Source organism: Methylomagnum ishizawai, from assembly GCF_900155475.1.
In the GTDB taxonomy this organism is placed as follows: domain Bacteria; phylum Pseudomonadota; class Gammaproteobacteria; order Methylococcales; family Methylococcaceae; genus Methylomagnum; species Methylomagnum ishizawai_A.
In genome coordinates this window covers 2,178,557-2,198,323 of record NZ_FXAM01000001.1, presented here as the reverse complement: position 1 = coordinate 2,198,323, position 19,767 = coordinate 2,178,557, and the positions used below count along the sequence as shown (strand labels likewise).

Below are 19,767 nucleotides of genomic sequence, written 5' to 3'. Positions count from 1 at the left end.
AGCACCGGCCAGAATGCCACGCCTTTTGTCGATTGCGACCGAAGCGCCTTCCCCCTTCCAACTTCATGGACTCCGTAACGATGCTTAAAACCCAGCTTTGCCGCGTGTTACCGCTGCTGTTCGCGGCCAGCGCCGCCCAGGCCCAGATCGACCTGATCGCCATCGGCCAGATCGACGGCAATTACCAAGACCTCTCCACCCGCACCGCCACCCCGCTGGAAAACGGCGTGGCCGGCAACCGCCTCGGCGGCATCGGCTCCGGCCTGGCCTATGCGGGCGGCAACATCTTCCTGGGCCTGCCCGACCGCGGTCCCAACGCCGTGGCCTACAACGCCAACGTGGACGACACCACCAGCTATATCCCGCGCTTCCAGACCCTCCATCTGTCGCTCGCGCCCAACCCCGATTACACCGTCGGCACCGTGGGCTCCCTGCCTTATATCCTCTCGCCCGCCCTCAGCGCGACCACCCTGCTGTCCAGCGGCCTGCCCCTGGTGTACGCCACCGGCGGCGCGCCGGGTCTCAACAGCCCGACCCAGTTTTATTTCTCCGGGCGCTCGGATAATTTCAACGCCGCCAAGCCCAGCACCCACGCCTTCGATGGCCGCTTCGATCCCGAGGGCATCCGGGTATCGAACGATGGCAAATTCGTCTATATCAGCGATGAATACGGCCCCTACATCTACAAATTCAACCGGGTCAACGGCAGGCGGATCAAAGTCTTCAACCCGCCCAAATATTACGCGGTCGCCAAGCCCAGCAGCATGGGCAAGAACGAGGAAAAACCCTACAACACCGTGGGCCGCATCGACAACAAAGGCATGGAAGGGCTGGCCATCACCCCCGACGGCAAGACCCTGGTCGGCATCATGCAGCAGAATCTGTTGCAGGACACCAAGAAATACCTGCGCCTCTTCACCATCGACACCGAAACCGGCACGACCCACGAATACGCCTATCTGCTGACCGACGGCAGCGGCGTCAGCGAAATCGTCGCCATCAACGACCATGAATTCCTGGTCGATGAGCGCGACGGGGCCGGCCTGGGCGATGGCTCCAGCGCGGTGGTGAAAAAACTGTACAAGATCGATATTAGCGGCGCGACCGATATTTCCGGCCAGTCCGTCCTCAATACCGCCACCACCACCCTGGTCGCCAAGACCCCGTTCCTGGACCTGGTCGCCCTGCTCGGGAGCAACGGCGTCCCCGCCGACCAAGTCCCGGCCAAGATCGAAGGCGTGGCTTTCGGTCCCGACCTCAGCGTCGGCGGCGTGACCAAGCACACCTTGTTCATCGCCAACGACAACGATTTCCTGCCCGCCGTGGCCGGTCCCAACAAGTTCTTCGTGTTCACCTTCGAAGACGCCGACCTGCCCAACTACCAGCCCCAGACGGTCGCGCCCTTCTCGCTCGACAAGAGCGACCGCGGCTAACCCGCTCCCGCCTCTTCCTAATCCGCCGGTTCCCAAGCCCCGTCCGGGAACCGGCGCCGTCCCCCGGCGGCTCCCGCCAGACGGAATATCCCCACCGCAAACCGGTAATATTCACCGCCCGTTTCCCCTCCCCATCGCTAGGCTTATTCACAACTCCGGTACAGCTTCCCCGCGACAGCCGGAGCCCGAATCCAAGGACGGGCCGACCCGGCCCGTCCACCCCAGCGACCCCAGCCCCGACCGGCCCGACCGGACGGCGATCCTTCAGGAGAGGAGCCATGCGCCAACAACCATCCACCTATCCGGCCCGGCGTACCCCCGCCCGGCCCCGCGCCGCGCTGGCGCTGTTACCCGCCCTGGGCCTGTTGCTGGGTGGCACCGCCCATGCCGCCGCCACCGGCAAATTGACCAGTTTGGCGGTGCCCAACCTCAGCCCGGCCTTCAATCCCAACATCAAGAAGTACACCGTGCCCAAGGTGGCCGGTAGCTGCGGCGTTGCCATCACCGCCACGGCGCAAGGACTGGACAGCAAGAGCCAGTTCTACATCGCCAACAACCCGGCCAAGAACGGCCAGACCGTCAACGCCTATATCTGCAACGCCACCGGCCAGGCCGATATCGTCATCTACCAGAATTGGGTGGAGAAAGGTCGTTATACCATCACTGCGGTCGATGCCGCCCCACCACCGCCCCCCGTGCCCCCGGTCAGCGGCAAGCTGACCTCCCTCAATGTCGCCGGTCTCAGCCCGGCCTTCGATCCCAACGTGACCCAATACACCTTGCCGCAACCGGCCAATTGCGCGGCCCCGGTCACGGCCACGGTCCCGGCCCAGGACGCCGCCAATCCCAATCTCAAGCTGTATATATCCAGCAACCCGGCCAGCAGCGGCGGCACCGTGAACGCCTGGCTGTGCGATGGCAAGACCCAGATCGACGTGGTGATCTACGACGTGTGGAACGAGGTCGGCCATTACACCATCACCTCGACCGGACAAGTGGCCCAGGGCGGCGGTTCCGATCCGGGCACGGGTTCGGGCAGCGGCTCGGGTTCCGGCGGCTCCGGTGGTTCTGGCAGCGGTACGCCCGCCACCGAAGCCAACCCCAGCCCCTCGCCCGCGCCGCAACCGCCCGCCCTGCCCGCCAGCATGATCCCGGTGAGCAAAGCCGACGCCGTGCGTTTCTTGGGCCAGGCCAGCTTCGGCCCGACATCGGCCAGCGTCGCCACCGTGCAAACCGAGGGACTCCAATACTGGATGGCGCAACAGGCCAACCTGCCGGAAACCGCCCTCCCCGACGGCCTCAACGCCAACGAGGTGGTGACCCAGACCTTCTACAACATGGCGAACGGCCCGGACTCGCTGCGCCAGCGCATGATCTACGCCCTCAGCCAAATCCTGGTGGTCTCGACCAACAAGAACGTCAACGGGGAAGAACTGATCCCCTGGGTGCGGCTGTTATCGAAACATGCCTTCGGCAATTACCGCGCCCTGCTGCGCGATGTGACCCTCAGCCCCACCATGGGCAAATACCTGGACCTCGCCAATAGCATGAAGGCCGGTGCCAGCACCTCGCCCAACGAGAACTATGCGCGGGAGGTGATGCAGCTCTTCAGCATCGGCCTGAAACAACTGAACCCGGACGGCAGCCTCAAGTTGGACGGCCAGGGCCAATCGATCCTGACCTACGACCAGAACACCCTGCGGGAAGTGGCCCGCGCCCTGACCGGCTGGACCTATCCCACCGCCCCCGGCAACACCCCGCAATCCAACAATTGGGAATATTTCGTCGGCCTGATGGAACCACGCCCGCAGAACCACGACACCGGCAGCAAGACCCTGTTGAACGGCACGGTGATTCCCGCCGGACAGACCGTCACCCAGGATTTGGAAGCGGTCATCGACAACCTGTTCAACCACCCCAATACCGCGCCCTTCATCGCCACCCGCTTGATCCGCAGCCTCGTCACCAGCAATCCCAGCCCCGGCTATATCCAGCGGGTGGCCGAGGTGTTCCAGGACAACGGACAAGGCGTGCGCGGCGACCTGTGGGCGGTGCTGACCGCCATCCTCACCGACGGCGAAGCCACCCATCCGGTCTCGCTGGACACCGGGCATTTGAAAGACCCCATGCTGCATGTGGTGGGCCTGGGCCGGGCCTTGGGGATGCAATTCAACGATCCCAACATGTACGCCTATGTGTTCCGCAACCTGGGGAATCTGGTGTTGTCGCCCAACACCGTGTTCAGCTTCTATTCGCCGCTGGCCCCCTTGCCGGGCCATCCGGGGATGTCCGGGCCGGAATTCCAAATCTACGGACCGGGCCTTTCCATTCAACGCGCCAATTTCATCTACCAAATCCTGACCGGGCAATTAGGTAGCTCGCTGGTCTTCGATCTATCGCCCTTCGTGGCGGTGGCGGGGAATTCCGCCACCCTGGCCGAGAAAATCAACCAGACGCTGTTCTTCGGCCAGATGTCGAACGAACTGCGCCAAATCCTGGTGGCGCTGGGCAACACCGCCCCCGACAACCAGAGCCGCGCCCTGGGCGCCCTGTACCTCGCCGCGATTTCCAGCGAGTACGCGGTGCAACGCTAACCCTCTTCCCGGAGCATCCGACCATGACACACGCACACAACCCCCACCGCCGCGGCTTCCTGAAACTCAGCGCCGGCCTGGCTTCCCTCGGCTTGATGAGCCTGGGGCTAGGCATCCGCGGAGCCCAGGCCGCGGTCAGCGATTACAAGGCGCTGGTCTGCATCTACCTCTACGGCGGCAACGACGGCAACAACCTGATCGTCCCCGTGGACAACGCCCGCTATGCCCAATACCAGGGCATCCGGGGCAATCTGGCCCTGGGCGCGGGCAAGCTGCTCTCGCCCATCAGCGACGGCTATGGCAATCCCTACGCCCTGCATTACGGCCTCCCGGAGTTGAACGCGCTGTTCAACCAAGGACACATGGCCGTGGTGCTGAACACCGGCATGTTGCAGCAACCCCTGACCCGCGCCCAATACCTCCAGGGCGCGAACGTGCCGACCAGCCTGTTCTCGCACCCGGACCAGACCATGCAGGCCCAGAACGGCCTGCCCGCCGGGAGCAGCAGCGGCTGGGGCGGGCGCTTGCTGGATCATTTGACCGCGAACGACAGCCTCGCGGCCATCTCGGTATCCTCGCCCGCGCCCTTGCTGCAAGGCAACCAGGTGGTCGGCAACGTGGTCACGCCCGGCACCGATTTGAGCCTGTCGGGCATGGACATGTGGCCGAGTTCCGCCGCCCTGGCCCGGCGGCAAGCCCTGAACCAAATCCTGGGCTTGGACGCCGGCAGCGCGGTGCGGCAGGCCGCCAACCAAGCCATGCTGGACGGTTTGCAACTGGCCGACGCGCTCAAATCCAACGCCAACCTCTCGCCCCTGAACACGGTGTTTCCCGGCACTGCGCTGGGCAACCAGCTCAAGGAGGTGATGCGCCTGATCCGGCTACGCTCGCAGCAGGGACCGGGACGGCAGGTGTTCTTCTGTTCGCTGGACGGCTTCGACACCCACGGCTCGCAGGATTGGCAGCAATGGGATTTGTTCATCCAGCTCTCGCAGGCGCTGGATGCCTTCTACCACGCTTGCGGCGAGGTCGGCTTGGCCCAGAACGTGACCGCGTTCACCCAATCGGAATTTGGCCGCACCCTGCAATCCAATGGCAGCGGCAGCGACCACGCCTGGGGCAACCATCACCTCGTGCTGGGCGGAGCGGTGAAAGGCGGGATTTATGGGCAGATGCCGCAGTTCGTGCTGAACGGGCCGGACGACGCCAATGGCCGGGGCGTGTGGATTCCCAAGATCGGCACGGCGCAATTCGGCGCGACCTTGGGCCACTGGTTCGGGGCGACCGATAGCGAACTGGCGCAGGTGTTCCCCAACCTGGGCTTGTTCCCGAGCGCCGACGTGGGATTCATGCTGTGAAGTGCGCCGGGTAAACCCGGCTGGTATGGCCCCGTCCGGCGGCGCACCGGGCGGGGCTTTTTTGCGGGCGGGATATTCCCGTTCCCGGAACGCCCGGCGGTTCGCATCCGGCGGGCAAGACGGCGGCTACAATTGACAGCCTCGCCAACCCCCGGAGTCACGCCATGACCTCCACCCTCATCTTCGCCCTCATCCTGCTCTCTGGCTTCCGCATCGCCAACGAATACGTGCGCGGCGTGGTGTTCCGGCTGGGACGCTACCGGTGCATCAAGGGACCGGGCCTGTATTGGCTGGTCCCGCTGATCGAATGGCAAACGCGCATCGATATCCGCACCCGCACGGTCACGGTCGAGCGCCAGGAGACCATCACCAAGGACAGCGTCACCGTGAAGGTGGACGCGGTGTTGTGGTACCGCATCGTCGATCCGGCCAAGGCGGTCATCGCCGTCGAGAACTACGCGGTCGCCGTGCATCAGATCGCCCTCACCAGCCTACGCAATATCATCGGCCAGCATGTGCTGGACGAGGTGTTGAAATCGCGCGATTCGATCAACCGGGCGCTCAAGGGCATCGTGGACGGGGCCACCGAGGCCTGGGGCATCCAGATCGAGATGGTGGAGATGAAGGATGTGGAGATTCCCGAGGCCATGCAGCGGGCCATGGCGCGGGAGGCGGAAGCAGTGCGCGAGAAGCGGGCGCGGATCATCAAGGCCGAGGCCGAACAGGAAGCCTCGCTCAAGCTCTCGGACGGCGCCCGCCAAATCGCCGAGAACCCCATCGCCCTGGAACTGCGGCGGATGCAGATGATCGCCGAGGTGGGCGCGGAGCAGAACACCACCACCATCGTGCTGCTGCCGTCGGATTTCGTGAATTTGGCGCGGGAATTCGCCGGGGCGCTGGCGCGGAAGGCGGATTGAGGCGGAATCGCCGCCGATCCCCGACCATGCCTAAGGATCGGGGGCATACGTCTGGATCGGGCCGGGCCAAACGCCCGCCCTACCCCGCCCCGCTCACACACCCCGCCAAGAACTCCAACACCTCCGCCTCGCACCCCCCGCAACCCGAACACACCCCGGTGGCCTGGGAAATCGCGTCGAGGTCGGTCACGCCCCGGTCGATCTGGCGCTGGATTTGTGCCGTGGTGGTGCCGCTGCATCGGCAGATCACTTCGGGTTTGGACTGGAGTTCGGTGGGATTCATCTGACGGCGGCCCGGCGTGGAAATCGGCTATTTTAGCGTCCGGCGTTCTCGGCAAGCGCGGCGGCTTCGATTATCCTTGGCCGCCCCCGCCAGAATCCGGGAGGCCCATTAAAAAACCAGCTCCCGTGGGCAACCGGGGTGCCCAGCTATGCATCGCTTCCCTTCCCTCCCGCCCGTCCTGGCCCTGCTGGCCGCGCTCGGCGCGCCTGCCTGGGCGGACGGCCCGGCCTTCAGCTTCAAGGGCTTCGGCACCCTCGGCGTGATCGGCACCGATACCGACCGTATCGGCTTCCGCCGCGATTTCACCCAAACCGGTGGCGCGACCTATCACGGCAACGCCGAAACCGTCGATATCGATTCCCGCCTGGGCCTCCAGGTGGACGCGGATTTCAACCGCGCCTTCCACGCCACGGTGCAATGGGTCGCCCGCAACCACGCCGGCGATTTCTTCGAGCAGAACCTGGAATGGGCCTTCCTGCGTTGGCGGCCCCGCGACGACCTGGATATCCGGGCGGGCCGCATCGGTGCCGACGCCTTCATGCTCTCGGACCACCGCAACCTGGGCTACGCCTACCCCTGGATGCGGCCCCCGCACGAGTTCTACGCCCTGCTGGTGCCCTACCATTTCAACGGGGCGGATATCACCCAGCGCTTCGCCTTGGGCGAGGGCTATCTCTCGGTCAAGGCCTATGGCGGCTACAGCCTCAACCAGATGTCGTCGCTGCTCCAACATACCCGCGATGCCAGCCTGCGCACCGTCCTCTACGGCGGCAACCTCGCCTACGAATCCGGCGACTGGCGGGCCCGCCTCGGCTATGCCCAGGTCGATACCCTGAACGACCTGGGCCAAAGCAGCCTGTACCAAACCCTGGAAGACCCCTGGGTGAACCTGCTCTGGCCCGGCGCGCAAAGCCTGATCCCGACGCTCAAGGTCGAACACAAGCAAATCCATTACGGCTCGGTCGGGCTGGCCTACGACGACGGCCTGTGGCAAATCCAGACCGAGGCCAGCTATGCCGGTTCCTCCAACATCCAGCAATTCCCCTCGCTGGTGAGCGGCTACCTGAGCCTGGGCCGCCGCTTCGGCCATGTCACCGTGTATGGCCTGTATGGCGTGGCGGAATCACTGAACGACCACAAGACCCTGCCCAAGACCGCGATCCCGTTGGCCTCGGTCGAAACCTTGCGGAGCTATGTCAACACCTTGCTCGACGGCATCCAGGCCGACCAGCAATCGGCCTCGCTGGGACTGCGCTGGGATGTCTATGAAAACATCGCCCTCAAGGCGCAATGGAGCCATTTCTGGCTGGGCCGGGACGGGGCGCTGTACTGGACCAACCCGGAGCCACCGATCCCCACGCAGGTCAATGTGTGGTCGGTGGGCGTGGATTTCGTGTTCTAGCCATGAAGACATCCTTCCTCGCCTTACTGTTAGGAGGATTCGCGTTGCCGGCCTTGGCCGATGTGGCGGTGATCGCGCATCCGGGGAACGATTTGGCGGCGCTGTCGGAGCGCGAGGCGCGGGATATTTTCCTGGGCCGTACCCGTTTGTTCCCCAACCAGCACTTCGCCCTGCCCCTCGACCAAGCCTCGCCGCTACGGGCCGAGTTCTACCAAAGGCTGACCGGACGGCCCATCGAGCAGATCGACGCCTATTGGGCGCGGCTGTTGTTCACCGGCCAATCCTCCCCCCCACCCCAATTGCCGGACGACGCGGCGATGTTGCAGACCGTCAGGGCAAACCAGGACGCGCTCGGCTATATCGACGCCACGCATGTGGATGGGACGGTCCGGGTATTGTTGATGTTGCGATAACCCGGTCGGGGCCTCTCCAGCCCACGTCGGAAAAATCAAAGGCGCGGCGGGATTCATTCGGCAGCGCCGGAAAAAATGGCGCTCTCCCCTGGTTTCCGCGCTATGTCCATAAAATTTGCGCCGTCGCCGTTTGTAACATTCCACCAATCGTATATGATGCATATCTCCCGCACCCGAGCCAAGTCCTGCGCCGGACCATACAAGAAATCCCGGCATATCCACACCCATGAAACCGCGTAACATGAGCTACACTAAACAGTACAGTTCTAACTATTAAGGAATTGACCATGAAAATCTTGACCCGGATCGCGGCTATCCTGGCGATGGCCGTAACGCATGGCGCTGCTATAGCCGAGACTCCGGCCACGGACCTCCCCTGGGCATATACCTTGCCGGATTGGCTGTTGGCGCTTGGGATAACCGCCCTTTCCGCCGGGGCGTTCCTGTTGTGCTGGTTGGCTTACCGCCGTGGGCGGCCCCAGGACGCGGCGGGCAGGTTCGCGCCCTTATACTGGGCCGCCACGGGTGCCCTCGTCGGCGTCCTGGCTTCCTGGGCGCTCGAAGAACCCTGGCAGCGGGCCGTGTTCGACAGGATCAATCAACTGCCCTCGTCGGCGGCGGGCGGCAGGGAAGTTGGGCTGGAATTATTCAGCGACGTGGCCGATAAAACGGCCCGCAGCGCCCTGGCCTCCCCCAGGGAAGCCACCCGCACCCGCCATGTCCGGGTCAATCTCCAAGGGCTGAACGCGGCCCAGCTCAAACAGGGCGACAGCCTGCCCCTGAACCTGTTCAACGACGCCGCCTTCAAAGCCAAGATCAAGCAGGTGGACAAACTTGGGCCGGATAAGACGGCCTATGTGGGCCGCTTGAGCGGTATCCAGCTCAGCACGGTGAACATGGTGGTCGAGGGCGATGTGATGATGGCCAACGTGGTCCATCCGGGCGGTGCCTACCAAATCCGCTACGTCGGCAACGGACTACACAGCATCCGCGAAATCGACCAATCCAGCCTGCCCCCCGAAGGCGACCCGCTCCCCGTCACCCTGCCAGAAACCCAGCCCAAGCCGGCGCGGGACCAGGCGCGGACGGGCATCGCCGCGCCGTCCGCCGACGAGACTGCCCCACCCAGCGACGACGGCTCGCAGATCGACGTGCTGGTGGTCTATGACGCGGCGGCGAAACAGGCGGCCGGCGGCGACCTGGCCATGCAGGCCCTGATCGACCTGGCCATCAGCGAAACCAACACCAACTACGCCAACAGCGGGATCAACCAGCGGATCAAGCTAGCCCACGCCGAAGAAATCGTCTACGACGAGACCGGTTTCGATTGGGTCAACACCCTCTACCGCCTCAGCAACAAGACCGACCAATACCTCGACAACGTCCCCATCCTGCGCGATACCTACAACGCCGACGCGACCGTGCTGCTGGTCGCCAACACCGCCTATTGCGGGATGTCCTGGCAAATGAGTTCGGTTTCCACCGGCTTCAGCGAATACGCCTATGCCCTGGTGAGCCAGGATTGCGCCACCGGCTACTATTCCTTCGGCCATGAACTCGGCCACATCATGGGAGCCACCCACGACTGGTTCGTGGACACCTCCAAGAATTCGCCCTACACCTACAACAAAGGCTACGTGAACCCCGAGGGCCGTTGGCGCACCGTGATGGCGTATAACAACGAATGCGCCAACAGCGGCTTCAATTGCACCCGCCTGCCCTATTGGTCCAACCCGCTCAAGACCTACAGCAACAAGCCGCTGGGCGCGGCGGAAGGCACCAACACTTCCTGCCAGTTCGGCAATCCGAGCAATCCCGACTGCGACGCCGACAACGCCCGCGTCCTCAACGACACCGCCTACACCGTAGCGAACTTCCGGGTCTCCACGAGTTGCAAGGTCTCCGTGACGCCCGCCGACCCGAGCGTACAGCCAGAAGGCGGCACCGGGCCGGTCCTGAACATCGCCGCGCCCAGCCAATGCGCCTGGACCGTCGCCAGCGATTCGCCCTGGCTGACCGTGTCGAGCGGTGCCAGCGGCCAGGGCAGCGGCACGGTGGAATACCAAATCGAACCGAATCCCGGCTTCGTCGCCCGCACCGCCAAGCTCACGGTCGGCGCGGACAACCAAGCCATCGCGACCCTCACCCAGGCGGGCTTCTCCGGGATCAGCGTCGGCAACGCCCAGGTCGCGGAAACCAGGGCGACCCCCAGCTACCTGTCGTTCCCGGTCAGCCTCAGCGCCAAGGCCACCCAGACCGTGACCGTCGATTACACCACCCAGGACGGCAGCGCGACGGCGGGTTCCGACTACGTCGCCCAGTCCGGCACCCTGACCTTCCTCCCCGGACAGATCACGCAGACGGTGCGGGTCCAAGTCCTCGGCGACAGCGTGCAGGAACCGACCGAAACCCTCAGCCTAGTGCTGAGCAACCCGAGCGCGGGCTATACCTTCAAGACCAACCCCGGCACCGGCAGCATCACCAACTTCGCGGTCGCCAGCACGTTCATCGCCACCGCCGCGTCGCTGACCGAAGGACCGACCGGCACCACCAATTACATGGCCTTCAAAGTCACCCTGAGCGTCCCCTCCACGGCCCCCACCACCGTCGATTTCGCCACCCAGGACGGCACCGCGACGGCGGGGCAAGACTATATCGCCCAATCCGGCACCCTGACCTTCGCCCCGAACCAGACCACCCAGACCGTGCAAATCGCGATCCTCGGCGACGCCCTGGTCGAACCCACGGAAACCTTCCAATTGCTGCTCAGCAACCCGGTCGGCAGCTATGCGGCCTATACGGCCAGGACTCCCAGCGTGACCGGCAGCATCCTGAACTTCGTCAACCCCACCCTCGGCATCGCCAACGGCGCGGTCAGCGAAAGCTACGCCGGCACCACCAGCACCCTGCCGTTCAAAATCACCCTGAGCAAGGCCCCGACCCAGGCCATCACGGTCGATTACGCCACCCAGGACGGCACCGCGGTGGCGGGGCAGGACTACGTCGCGCAATCCGGCACCCTGACCTTCGAGGCCGGCCAACTGACCCAGACGGTCCTGGTCACGGTGATCGGCGACAATATCGCGGAGGCGACGGAAACCTTCACCCTGGCCCTCGGCAACCCATCCTCGCCCTACCTCCTCAAACCCGCCACGGCCACCGGCAGCATCGCGAACTTCGTCAATCCCACCATCAGCGTCTCCAACGGCGCGGCCAGTGAAAGCTACGCCGGCACCACCAGCACCCTGCCGTTCAAAATCACCCTGAGCAAGGCCCCGACCCAGGCCATCACGGTCGATTACGCCACCCAGGACGGCACCGCAGTGGCGGGGCAGGACTACGTCGCGCAATCCGGCACCCTGACCTTCGAAGCCGGCCAACTGACCCAGACGGTCCTGGTCGAGGTGATCGGCGATAATATCGCGGAGGCGACGGAAACCTTCACCCTGGCCCTCGGCAACCCATCCTCGCCCTACATCCTCAGAACCGCCGTGGGCAAGGGCAGCATCGCGAACTTCATCAACCCCACCGTCAGCGTCTCCAACGGCGCGGCCAGCGAAAGCTACGCCGGCACCACCAGCACCCTGCCGTTCAAAATCACCCTGAGCAAGGCCCCGACCCAGGCCATCACGGTCGATTACGCCACCCAGGACGGCACCGCAGTGGCGGGGCAGGACTACGTCGCGCAATCCGGCACCCTGACCTTCGAGGCCGGCCAACTGACCCAGACGATCCTGGTCGAGGTGATCGGCGATAATATCGCGGAGGCGGCGGAAACCTTCACCCTGGCCCTCGGCAACCCATCCTCGCCCTACATCCTCAGAACCGCCGTGGGCAAGGGCAGCATCGCGAACTTCATCAACCCGACCCTCATCGTGGCCAATGGCTCGGTCAAGGAAGGCATGGACGGCACCACCAGTTCCCTGCCGTTCAAAGTCACCCTGAGCAAAGCCCCGACCGAAACCATCACGGTCGATTACGCCACCCAGGATGGCACCGCGACGGCGGATTCCGACTACACCGCCACCTCGGGCACCCTCAGCTTCCAGCCTGGGCAACTCACCCAAACCATCCTGGTCCCGGTGATCGGCGATAATGTCAGGGAGGCGACCGAGACCCTCGGCTTGATCTTGGGCAACCTCTCCTCGCCCTCGCCCTACATCCTGAAAATCGCCACGGCCACCGGCAGCATCATCAACGACGATTGAGGCGGGACACCGCCGCCCAAGGCCGCGGTGTTATCGTAGGAACCGCCGTCCGTGCCCAGGGCGCGGACGGCGGTCCCGGCTTGAGGGCCATGCGCGGTGTATTTCGATTGTCATGGCCCTTAAGCGCCGGAAATACATGACCCCATCCAAAACCACCGCGCTTATCGGTTGCCTGTTTTTGCTGATCACCGCCGGATTCGCGGCCACCCCACCCGACTGGCTCGGAACGGCCCAGGGTCTCCTGGCCGAGGTCGGGAAACGCTACGGCCCGGAAGCCCGTGGCCGGGTCGACGCTTGGCTGGGCTTGATCGCCCAGAACCAGGGCAAGCCCGAGCCGGAGCAAATCGCCCAGGTCAACGCCTTCTTCAACCGCCTCGAATTCGTGGGCGACGACGAACACTGGGGCCAGGCCGATTACTGGGCCACGCCGGTCGAGACGCTCGCCACCAACGGCGGCGATTGCGAGGATTTCTCCATCGCCAAATACTTCACCCTAAGATCGCTCGGGGTGCCGGAAGAGCGGCTGCGCTTGGTCTACGTCAAGGCGCTGAAGCTCGACCAGGCCCATATGGTGCTGACCTATACCGCCACGCCCGGTGCCGTGCCCTGGGTGCTGGACAACCTGGACCCGGCCATCAAACCCGCCACCCAAAGAACCGACCTCCAACCGATCTATAGTTTCAACGTCCAGGGCCTGTGGCTGGCGAAGGAACGGGTCGGCGGCCCCGAACGGATCGGACTGTGGCGCGGCTTGCTGGCGCGGATGGGCGTGCCGCCCGGCCAACCCCGATGACCGACGAGAACAAGCCATGACTTTATCCCGGCAGATGGTGTTCATCATCCTGGTGTCGTTCGTTTTCATCTTCATGGGAACCTTCGCCATCAGCCTCGAAAACGCCCGCCATTACCTGGCCCGGCAACTGGAATCCCACGCCCAGGACACCGCGACCGCGCTGGGCCTGTCTTTGTCGCCGGTCCTGGCGCGGAAGGACACGACCACCACGCGCTCCATGGTGGATGCCATCTTCGACCGGGGTTATTACCGCGAATTGGTGATCGAGGGCGTGGACGGCCAGCGGCTGCTGGAACGCAACAACCCGGCGGGCATCGCCGGGGTGCCGGCTTGGTTCGTCGAGCTGACTCCCCTGGAAACACCGCCCGGCACGGCACTGCTGGTCGATGGCTGGATGGAACTGGGCACGCTCCGGGTGACCAGCCATCCCGGCCTCGCCTATGCCGAACTCTGGCGCACCAGCGCCGACACCCTGCTGTGGCTGTCAGCCTGCACCGCCGCCGCCCTGGGGCTGGGCCTGGGACTGATCCATATCATCCTCAAACGCCTGCGCTCGGTGGAAGCGCAGGCCGAGGCCATTTGCGACGGGCGCTATCCGATCCAGGACGATATTCCTAAGACGCGGGAACTACGCCACATGGTGCTGGCCATGAACCGCATGTCGGCGCGGGTGAAGCAGGCGTTCGCGGACCAATCGGCCATCGCCGACGCCCTGCGTGCCCAGGTCTATGTGGACGAAGTGACCGGACTCGGCAACCGCCGCTATTTCGATGCCCAACTCGGGCAGTTGATCCAATACCCCGACGAATTCGCGGGCGGCGCGTTGTTGCTGATGGAACTGGCGGATTTCAAGGAGTTCAACAATCGCCACGGCTATGTCAGCGGCGACGAACTGCTCAGGAAGGCGGCGGCATCGATCCGCGCAGCCTGCCCCGCGGAAACCGGCTGCCTCTTGGCCCGCCTGGCCGGGGGCAGTTTCGGCGTGATCGTGACGCATGGCCAGAAGGAAACGGTGGAAGCCCTGGCCCAACGCCTGGCCGCGGGCTTGGTGCAATTGCGCGACCAGGGCGGACTGGACGGCCAGAGTCTGGGCCATATCGGCGTGGCGATGTACGCCACCGGGCAAACGGCCTCGGAACTGCTGGGCCACGCCGACCACGCCCTGCGCACGGCCCAGGCCCAGGGTGCCTGCGCTTGGCACCTCCACAGCCCGGCCCAACCACAAGACGTGCCCAGCGGCGCCCGGAACTGGCGCAAATTCCTGGAGGACTCGGTGCGCGAGGAACGGATCGAACTCAGTTTCCAGCCGGTGTTGCCCCTGGGCGCGGCTCCCGGCGAGGCGATGCACCGCGAAGTCCTGCTGCGCTTGCGCGGCGAGTCCGGCGAGATGCTGACGGCGGGGACGTTCCTGCCCATGGCCGAGCGGGTGGGGCTGGCCCCGGAATTCGACCGCATCGCGGTCCAGGCCGTGTTGGAGCGGATGGGCCGAACCCCCAGCCTCGCCAAAGCCTACGCGGTGAACCTCACGCCCGGTTCGCTGCGCGACGCCGGTTTCGTGGACTGGCTGTGCCAGCAATTGAAAGCCTTCCCCGAGCGGGCCAAGCGCCTCACCTTCGAAGTGCCCGAATACGGCGTGGTGGGCGATGTCGAAGCGGCCAAGCGCTTCGTCCAACGGCTGCGGCCCTTCGGCAGCCGCTTCTCCATCGACCATTTCGGGCGCAATTTCGCCTCTTTCGCCTATCTGCATTCCATCGGCGCGGCCTATATCAAGATCGACGGCAGCTTCGTCCGCAACCTCCACCTCGACCAGGACAACCAGTTCTTCCTGCGGGAACTGACGCGGACCGCCCACGAGATCGACATGAAGGTCATCGCCATGAGCGTCGAGACCGCCGAGGAGCGGGAAGCCTTGGCGGCGATCTTGGTGGACGGTATCCAGGGGTATTTGATCTGCAAGCCGGGCGAAACCGATTAGGCCCGGATCAATATTCCAGCGCCGCCAGCACGTCTTGGAACGCCGCCAGCAAGGCAGCCAATTCATCCCCGAGCGCGGCGCAACGCCGCCCGATTTCCGCCCTATCCACCCCGTGGCGGATGGCCTCGCTCAAGCCGCCCGCCAGTTCCTGCACCCGCTTCGCCCCCAAAGCCCCGGCCGATCCTTTCAAGGTATGGGCGAGCCGCCCGAGACCGGCGAGATCGCCCTGGGCCATATATCCGGCGCAGCGCTCCGGGTCGGCGCCATGATATTGCACGAACATCCCCAGCAGGCGGAGATACATACCGATGTTGCCCTGCACGCTGGCGAAGCCGAACCCGGCATCGAAACCCGGAATCGCCGCGAGCCGCCGCTCCAGGCCGTCCCGGTCCGGCGGAACGGCACCGCCAGCAGGCGCGGATACCGGCCTCGGGGCGGTGGGCGGCAGCCATTTGAGCAGGATGGCGTAGAGGATTTCCGGGTCCACGGGCTTGGCCACGAAGTCGTTCATCTTCGCGTCCAGGCAGTTGCGGCGGTGTTCGTCGAAGGCGTTGGCGGTCATGGCGACGATGGGAACCTCCCGGCGGTCGGGCATGGCGCGGATCGTGCGGGTCGCTTCCAAGCCATCCATTTCCGGCATCTGCATATCCATGAGGATGAGGTCGTAGGGATAGGCCTCCGCCTTCTCCACCGCTTGGCGTCCGTCGAGCGCGATATCCACCGCCAATCCGGCGCGTTGCAGCAGTTCGATGGCGACTTCGCGGTTGATGGCATTGTCCTCCGCCAGCAGCAATCTCGCGCCCAGGTGCTTCCTCCGCAATTCGGCCTCGGCTTGCTCCCAGGAAACCCTGGCATCCAAGGGCGCGTCTTCCCGCCCCCGTTCCAACCGGGCCGTGAACCAGAACCGGCTGCCCCGGCCCAACAGGCTTTCCGCGCCCGCTTCGCCGCCCATCAGCTGCGCCAAGCGCTGGGTGATGGCCAGCCCCAGGCCGGTCCCCCCGTGCTTGCGGGTGGTGGAGGCATCGGCCTGCTCGAACGCGCCGAACAACCTGGGCAAATCCTCCGGCGCGATGCCGATGCCGGTGTCCTCCACCTCGAAGCGCACCAGCAAATCCTGGGCGTCCTGCTCCAGGAGGACGGCCCGCAGGGCGATGGAACCCGTCTCGGTGAATTTGACCGCGTTCCCGGCGTAGTTGAGCAGGGCTTGGCGCAGCCGGGTCGGATCGCCCACCAACCACAACGGCACGCTGTCGCCATCCATCTTCAAATCCAGCCCCTTGGCCCGCGCTTGCTCGGCGATCAAGGAGCGCACATGCTCCAGGATGGCCCCCAGGGGGAAATCGACCTTCTCCAGTTGCAAGCGGCCCGCCTCGATCTTGGAAATGTCGAGGATATCGTTGATGACGCCGAGCAGATGGCGGGAGGCGGCATCGACCTTGCCCAGCCGTTCGGCCTGCCCGGGCGTGGGCTGATCGCGCCGCAAGGTATGGACCAGGCCCAGGATGGCGTTCAAGGGCGTGCGGATTTCGTGGCTCATGTTGGCCAGGAACACGCTCTTGGCCTGGTTGGCGACTTCGGCCTGCCGCCGCGCCTCTTCGAGCTGCGCGGTCCGCTCGGAAACAAGTTCCTCCAGCTTGCAGCGATAGCGTTCCAGCTCGTCGAGGGCGCGTTTTTTGTCGGTGATATCCTCCTTGACCGCCACATAATGGGTGATCTCCCCGTCGGCTTGACGGAGGGGCGCGATGACCACCGTTTCGGTGTATTCGACGCCATCCTTGCGCTTGTTGACGAATTCCCCGTGCCAGGACCGGCCTTGGCGCAGCACTTTCCACAGCGCCTCGAAATGCGCGCGGGGCGTCTTGCCCGACTGGAGGATGCGCGGGTTTTGGCCCAGGGCTTCCTCGCGGGCATAGCCGGTCACCTTGACGAAGGCTTCGTTGACGTACTCGATCTCGGCGCGGGTGTTGGTAATCACCACGCTGGCGGGACTTTGTTCCACCGCCAAGGACAGCTTCCGCAGCCCTTCCTCGGCCTGCTTGCGCCCGGTGATGTCGAGGCAGGTGCCGTACAGTTTGGCGGCCTTGCCGTCCTGCCGGACGATCCAGCCATTGGCCTGGACATGGATGACCGTCCCATCCTTGCGGATCAGGCGGTGTTCATGGGGGGCGAGGGCGTCCACGCCGAAAGCAATGCCCTCGTACAACCAGCGCGTCACCCGCGCCAAGTCGTCGGGATGGTGGATACTGGCGTTGACCTTGGCGTAGTCGATGGCTTCGCCGGGATCGTAGCCCAGCAGGTGGTACATGCCATCCGACCAGGCGATCTCGTTGCTGCCGATATCCCACTCGAAATCGCCCATCCCCGCGATGTACTGGGCCTGCAATAACTTGCGCTGGCTCGCCCGCAAAGACTCCTCCGCGAGTTTCCGGTCGGTGATGTCATCGCTGAAGATGATGATGCCCGCCGTCGCGCCGCTGCTCCGGCTCCAGGGCCGGACTTCCCAGCAGGACCACAGCGTCTTGCCGTCCCGGCGCAAAAAACGGTCCTCGTCGATACGGACCACCTCGCCCGCCAAACCGCGGCGATGGGCGGCCTTCCAGTGCTCGGGAAGGTCCGGGAAGATTTCGTAGTGGGACCGGCCCATGATGTCCCGCCCCCCCAAATCGTAATCCGCTATCCAGCGCTGGCTGGCGGCGATATAGCGCAATTCGCGGTCGAACATCGCCAGGGCGACCGGGCTATGCTCGATGAACAGGCGCAGCAGCGCCTCGCTCTCGGCCAGCGCCGCCTCGGCCCGCTTACGCTCGGTGATATCGCGGAGGATGCGGGAGAGTCCGACCACCTGCCCCTGGCCGTCCCGGATCGGCGAGAGGGTCTTGGAAATCTCGATCCGGCGCCCGCTTTTATGCAGCAGCGCGGTCTCGAAATTCTGGATGGTTTCCCCGGCGAGGATGCGCCGCGTGGTCTCGCCGTCCCAGTCGGCCCATTCGGGGGGAACCATCATCTGGAACGGCTGGCCGATGGCCTCCCCGGCGGCATAGCCGAAAATCCTTTCGGCGGCGGCATTCCAACTGGTGATGGCCCCGTCCAGGTCGATGCCGATGATGGCGTCGCCGGAGGATTCGACGATGGCGGCCATCCGCATGCGCTCCGCCGCGAGGCCGCGCTCCAGCAGCGCCTTGGCCTCCCTCAAGGCCGCCTCGGCCCGGCCCCGTTCGGCGACTTCCCGCCGGAGCCGCTCGTTGGCCTCCTGGAGGGCGAAGCGGCTGGGAAACTTGAGCAGTTGCGGCATCAAGGGCCACAGCATCCCGGCCGTCAAGGCGGAAACCACGGCGGTGATGGCCCGGAATAAAGCATCCAGCCAGTAGAACGGCTTCCACAAAACGACCGCCCCCATCAGATGGGTCATGCCGCAAGCCAGAATGAACGCCACGAATAGCCAAAGTAGCCGTGTATAGGGGAAATCGGCGCGGTGCCGGGCGAAATAACCCAGGGCGACCGGCAGGGACAGATAGGAGACGAAAATAACGGCGTCGCTCAACGCCATGGTCCATAGCAGCCACGGCGACCAGTTTAAGCAATAGCCATGCGGTATGAAGCCACCCAGGGAGAACGGATTGAAAATCGGGTCTGACATCTCTCGGTCCCGGAGATTATTGTTGATCCAGTGCGGCGACCCCCCCGGATACCGCCAGTCCTGCCATGGCGTAAGGCTTCGCAGGACGGCACCGCCCACCTTTTGCTGGCCTACGGCCCCGCCAGCCCATGCCACCCATGCGATTGCATTGGGTGCCCCTGGCTTCCAGCATAGGCGAGATGACCACGGAATGCTGGCGGGATCAGGCACCCCGCCCAAGTCAAACCCCCCGCTTGGCTTGCACCGGAAGCCGGGGAGCCGTTCCAGCCCGCCCCGCCGATAATTTTCTTTTAACACGGAAAAATATCCTGGATACCGGATTTATACACCCTATCTCCGCCCAGCCGATAAAGGGATTTATTATCCCATCCCGCCGGAATAAATAAGCGCCGAATTATTCTTTCCAGCAGGCTATGGGCTTTGCCATGATGACCGCCGATCCATCCCATCATCGGAGTATTCCCCCATGGCATCCAAACCCCCGTCCCATCCCTACAGGCCGACCCAGGACACCCTGTTCGACCATCTACAGCACGCCCTGCGCGGCATCGATTCCGGCACCCTCGAAGTGGTCGTCCACGAAGGCCGGGTGGTCCAAATCGAACGCAGGCAACGGCTCTATCCAGGCCGCGACGCCGTTTCCGGCCTGGGTCCGAAAATCGCGCCGTCCCCGACATAACCCCCGCCTCCGCGCTGTCGCCCGGCCCCGCCCGCCACTGTTCCCAGCTCAACAGCGGATCAACAGAACCCTGCT

12 protein-coding genes are annotated in these 19,767 nt (G+C 64.7%); 10 read left to right on the top strand and 2 right to left on the bottom strand.

The features are described from left to right. The first annotated feature begins 80 nt into the window (after positions 1-80). From B9N93_RS09740 to B9N93_RS09725, 4 genes are all read left to right on the top strand, one after another. Positions 81-1,433: an esterase-like activity of phytase family protein gene (locus B9N93_RS09740; RefSeq protein WP_085213136.1), complete on the top strand. Its 1,353-nt coding sequence runs from the start codon at positions 81-83 to the stop codon at positions 1,431-1,433. A gap of 278 nt (positions 1,434-1,711) precedes the next feature. After that, a complete protein-coding gene (locus tag B9N93_RS09735; protein ID WP_085213134.1) occupies positions 1,712-4,027 on the top strand; it encodes a DUF1800 domain-containing protein in 2,316 nt (771 codons plus the stop codon). A 23-nt stretch (positions 4,028-4,050) separates the two neighbouring features. Further along, positions 4,051-5,385, top strand: coding sequence for a DUF1501 domain-containing protein (locus B9N93_RS09730; RefSeq protein ID WP_085213132.1), 1,335 nt, complete (start codon positions 4,051-4,053; stop codon positions 5,383-5,385). 164 nt (positions 5,386-5,549) lie between these two features. Then, positions 5,550-6,302, top strand: coding sequence for a slipin family protein (locus B9N93_RS09725; protein ID WP_085213130.1), 753 nt, complete (start codon positions 5,550-5,552; stop codon positions 6,300-6,302). Positions 6,303-6,381: 79 nt separating this feature from the next. On the opposite strand, the gene B9N93_RS09720 is transcribed toward B9N93_RS09725, so the two are convergent. Next, positions 6,382-6,585 carry a (2Fe-2S)-binding protein gene (locus B9N93_RS09720; protein WP_085213128.1) on the bottom strand — a complete coding sequence of 68 codons (204 nt, stop codon included), beginning with the start codon at positions 6,583-6,585 and terminating at the stop codon, positions 6,382-6,384. Between the two features lie 148 nt (positions 6,586-6,733). Here B9N93_RS09720 and B9N93_RS09715 point away from each other — a divergent pair, with 148 nt between their 5' ends. The 5 genes from B9N93_RS09715 (at position 6,734) to B9N93_RS09695 (ending at position 15,376) form a co-directional block, all read left to right on the top strand. Then, complete coding sequence (locus B9N93_RS09715; RefSeq protein ID WP_085213126.1) at positions 6,734-7,987, top strand: hypothetical protein; 1,254 nt, start codon at positions 6,734-6,736, stop codon at positions 7,985-7,987. Between the two features lie 2 nt (positions 7,988-7,989). Further along, positions 7,990-8,400 carry a type 2 periplasmic-binding domain-containing protein gene (locus tag B9N93_RS09710; protein WP_176225210.1) on the top strand — a complete coding sequence of 137 codons (411 nt, stop codon included), beginning with the start codon at positions 7,990-7,992 and terminating at the stop codon, positions 8,398-8,400. A 287-nt stretch (positions 8,401-8,687) separates the two neighbouring features. Continuing rightward, positions 8,688-12,608 carry a Calx-beta domain-containing protein gene (locus tag B9N93_RS09705; RefSeq protein ID WP_085213124.1) on the top strand — a complete coding sequence of 1,307 codons (3,921 nt, stop codon included), beginning with the start codon at positions 8,688-8,690 and terminating at the stop codon, positions 12,606-12,608. Between the two features lie 136 nt (positions 12,609-12,744). Then, positions 12,745-13,401 carry a transglutaminase-like cysteine peptidase gene (locus B9N93_RS09700; RefSeq protein ID WP_085213122.1) on the top strand — a complete coding sequence of 219 codons (657 nt, stop codon included), beginning with the start codon at positions 12,745-12,747 and terminating at the stop codon, positions 13,399-13,401. Positions 13,402-13,417: 16 nt separating this feature from the next. Continuing rightward, positions 13,418-15,376 carry a bifunctional diguanylate cyclase/phosphodiesterase gene (locus tag B9N93_RS09695; RefSeq protein WP_085213120.1) on the top strand — a complete coding sequence of 653 codons (1,959 nt, stop codon included), beginning with the start codon at positions 13,418-13,420 and terminating at the stop codon, positions 15,374-15,376. Positions 15,377-15,383: 7 nt separating this feature from the next. Here B9N93_RS09695 and B9N93_RS09690 read toward each other — a convergent pair whose 3' ends face one another. Next, positions 15,384-19,013: a PAS domain S-box protein gene (locus B9N93_RS09690; RefSeq protein WP_125468914.1), complete on the bottom strand. Its 3,630-nt coding sequence runs from the start codon at positions 19,011-19,013 to the stop codon at positions 15,384-15,386. A 466-nt stretch (positions 19,014-19,479) separates the two neighbouring features. Between B9N93_RS09690 and B9N93_RS09685 the strand changes: the two genes are divergently transcribed. Continuing rightward, positions 19,480-19,692: a YezD family protein gene (locus tag B9N93_RS09685; protein WP_085213116.1), complete on the top strand. Its 213-nt coding sequence runs from the start codon at positions 19,480-19,482 to the stop codon at positions 19,690-19,692. Positions 19,693-19,767 lie beyond the last annotated feature (75 nt).

What these genes read in the sequence shown, in the direction of transcription:
- B9N93_RS09705 (WP_085213124.1), top strand. Translation starts at nt 8,688, where the DNA reads ATGAAAATCTTGACCCGGATCGCGGCTATCCTGGCGATGGCCGTAACG.
- B9N93_RS09740 (WP_085213136.1), top strand. Translation starts at nt 81, where the DNA reads ATGCTTAAAACCCAGCTTTGCCGCGTGTTACCGCTGCTGTTCGCGGCC.
- B9N93_RS09720 (WP_085213128.1), bottom strand. Translation starts at nt 6,585, where the DNA reads ATGAATCCCACCGAACTCCAGTCCAAACCCGAAGTGATCTGCCGATGC.
- B9N93_RS09715 (WP_085213126.1), top strand. Translation starts at nt 6,734, where the DNA reads ATGCATCGCTTCCCTTCCCTCCCGCCCGTCCTGGCCCTGCTGGCCGCG.
- B9N93_RS09700 (WP_085213122.1), top strand. Translation starts at nt 12,745, where the DNA reads ATGACCCCATCCAAAACCACCGCGCTTATCGGTTGCCTGTTTTTGCTG.
- B9N93_RS09735 (WP_085213134.1), top strand. Translation starts at nt 1,712, where the DNA reads ATGCGCCAACAACCATCCACCTATCCGGCCCGGCGTACCCCCGCCCGG.
- B9N93_RS09730 (WP_085213132.1), top strand. Translation starts at nt 4,051, where the DNA reads ATGACACACGCACACAACCCCCACCGCCGCGGCTTCCTGAAACTCAGC.
- B9N93_RS09725 (WP_085213130.1), top strand. Translation starts at nt 5,550, where the DNA reads ATGACCTCCACCCTCATCTTCGCCCTCATCCTGCTCTCTGGCTTCCGC.
- B9N93_RS09685 (WP_085213116.1), top strand. Translation starts at nt 19,480, where the DNA reads ATGGCATCCAAACCCCCGTCCCATCCCTACAGGCCGACCCAGGACACC.
- B9N93_RS09690 (WP_125468914.1), bottom strand. Translation starts at nt 19,013, where the DNA reads ATGTCAGACCCGATTTTCAATCCGTTCTCCCTGGGTGGCTTCATACCG.
- B9N93_RS09710 (WP_176225210.1), top strand. Translation starts at nt 7,990, where the DNA reads ATGAAGACATCCTTCCTCGCCTTACTGTTAGGAGGATTCGCGTTGCCG.
- B9N93_RS09695 (WP_085213120.1), top strand. Translation starts at nt 13,418, where the DNA reads ATGACTTTATCCCGGCAGATGGTGTTCATCATCCTGGTGTCGTTCGTT.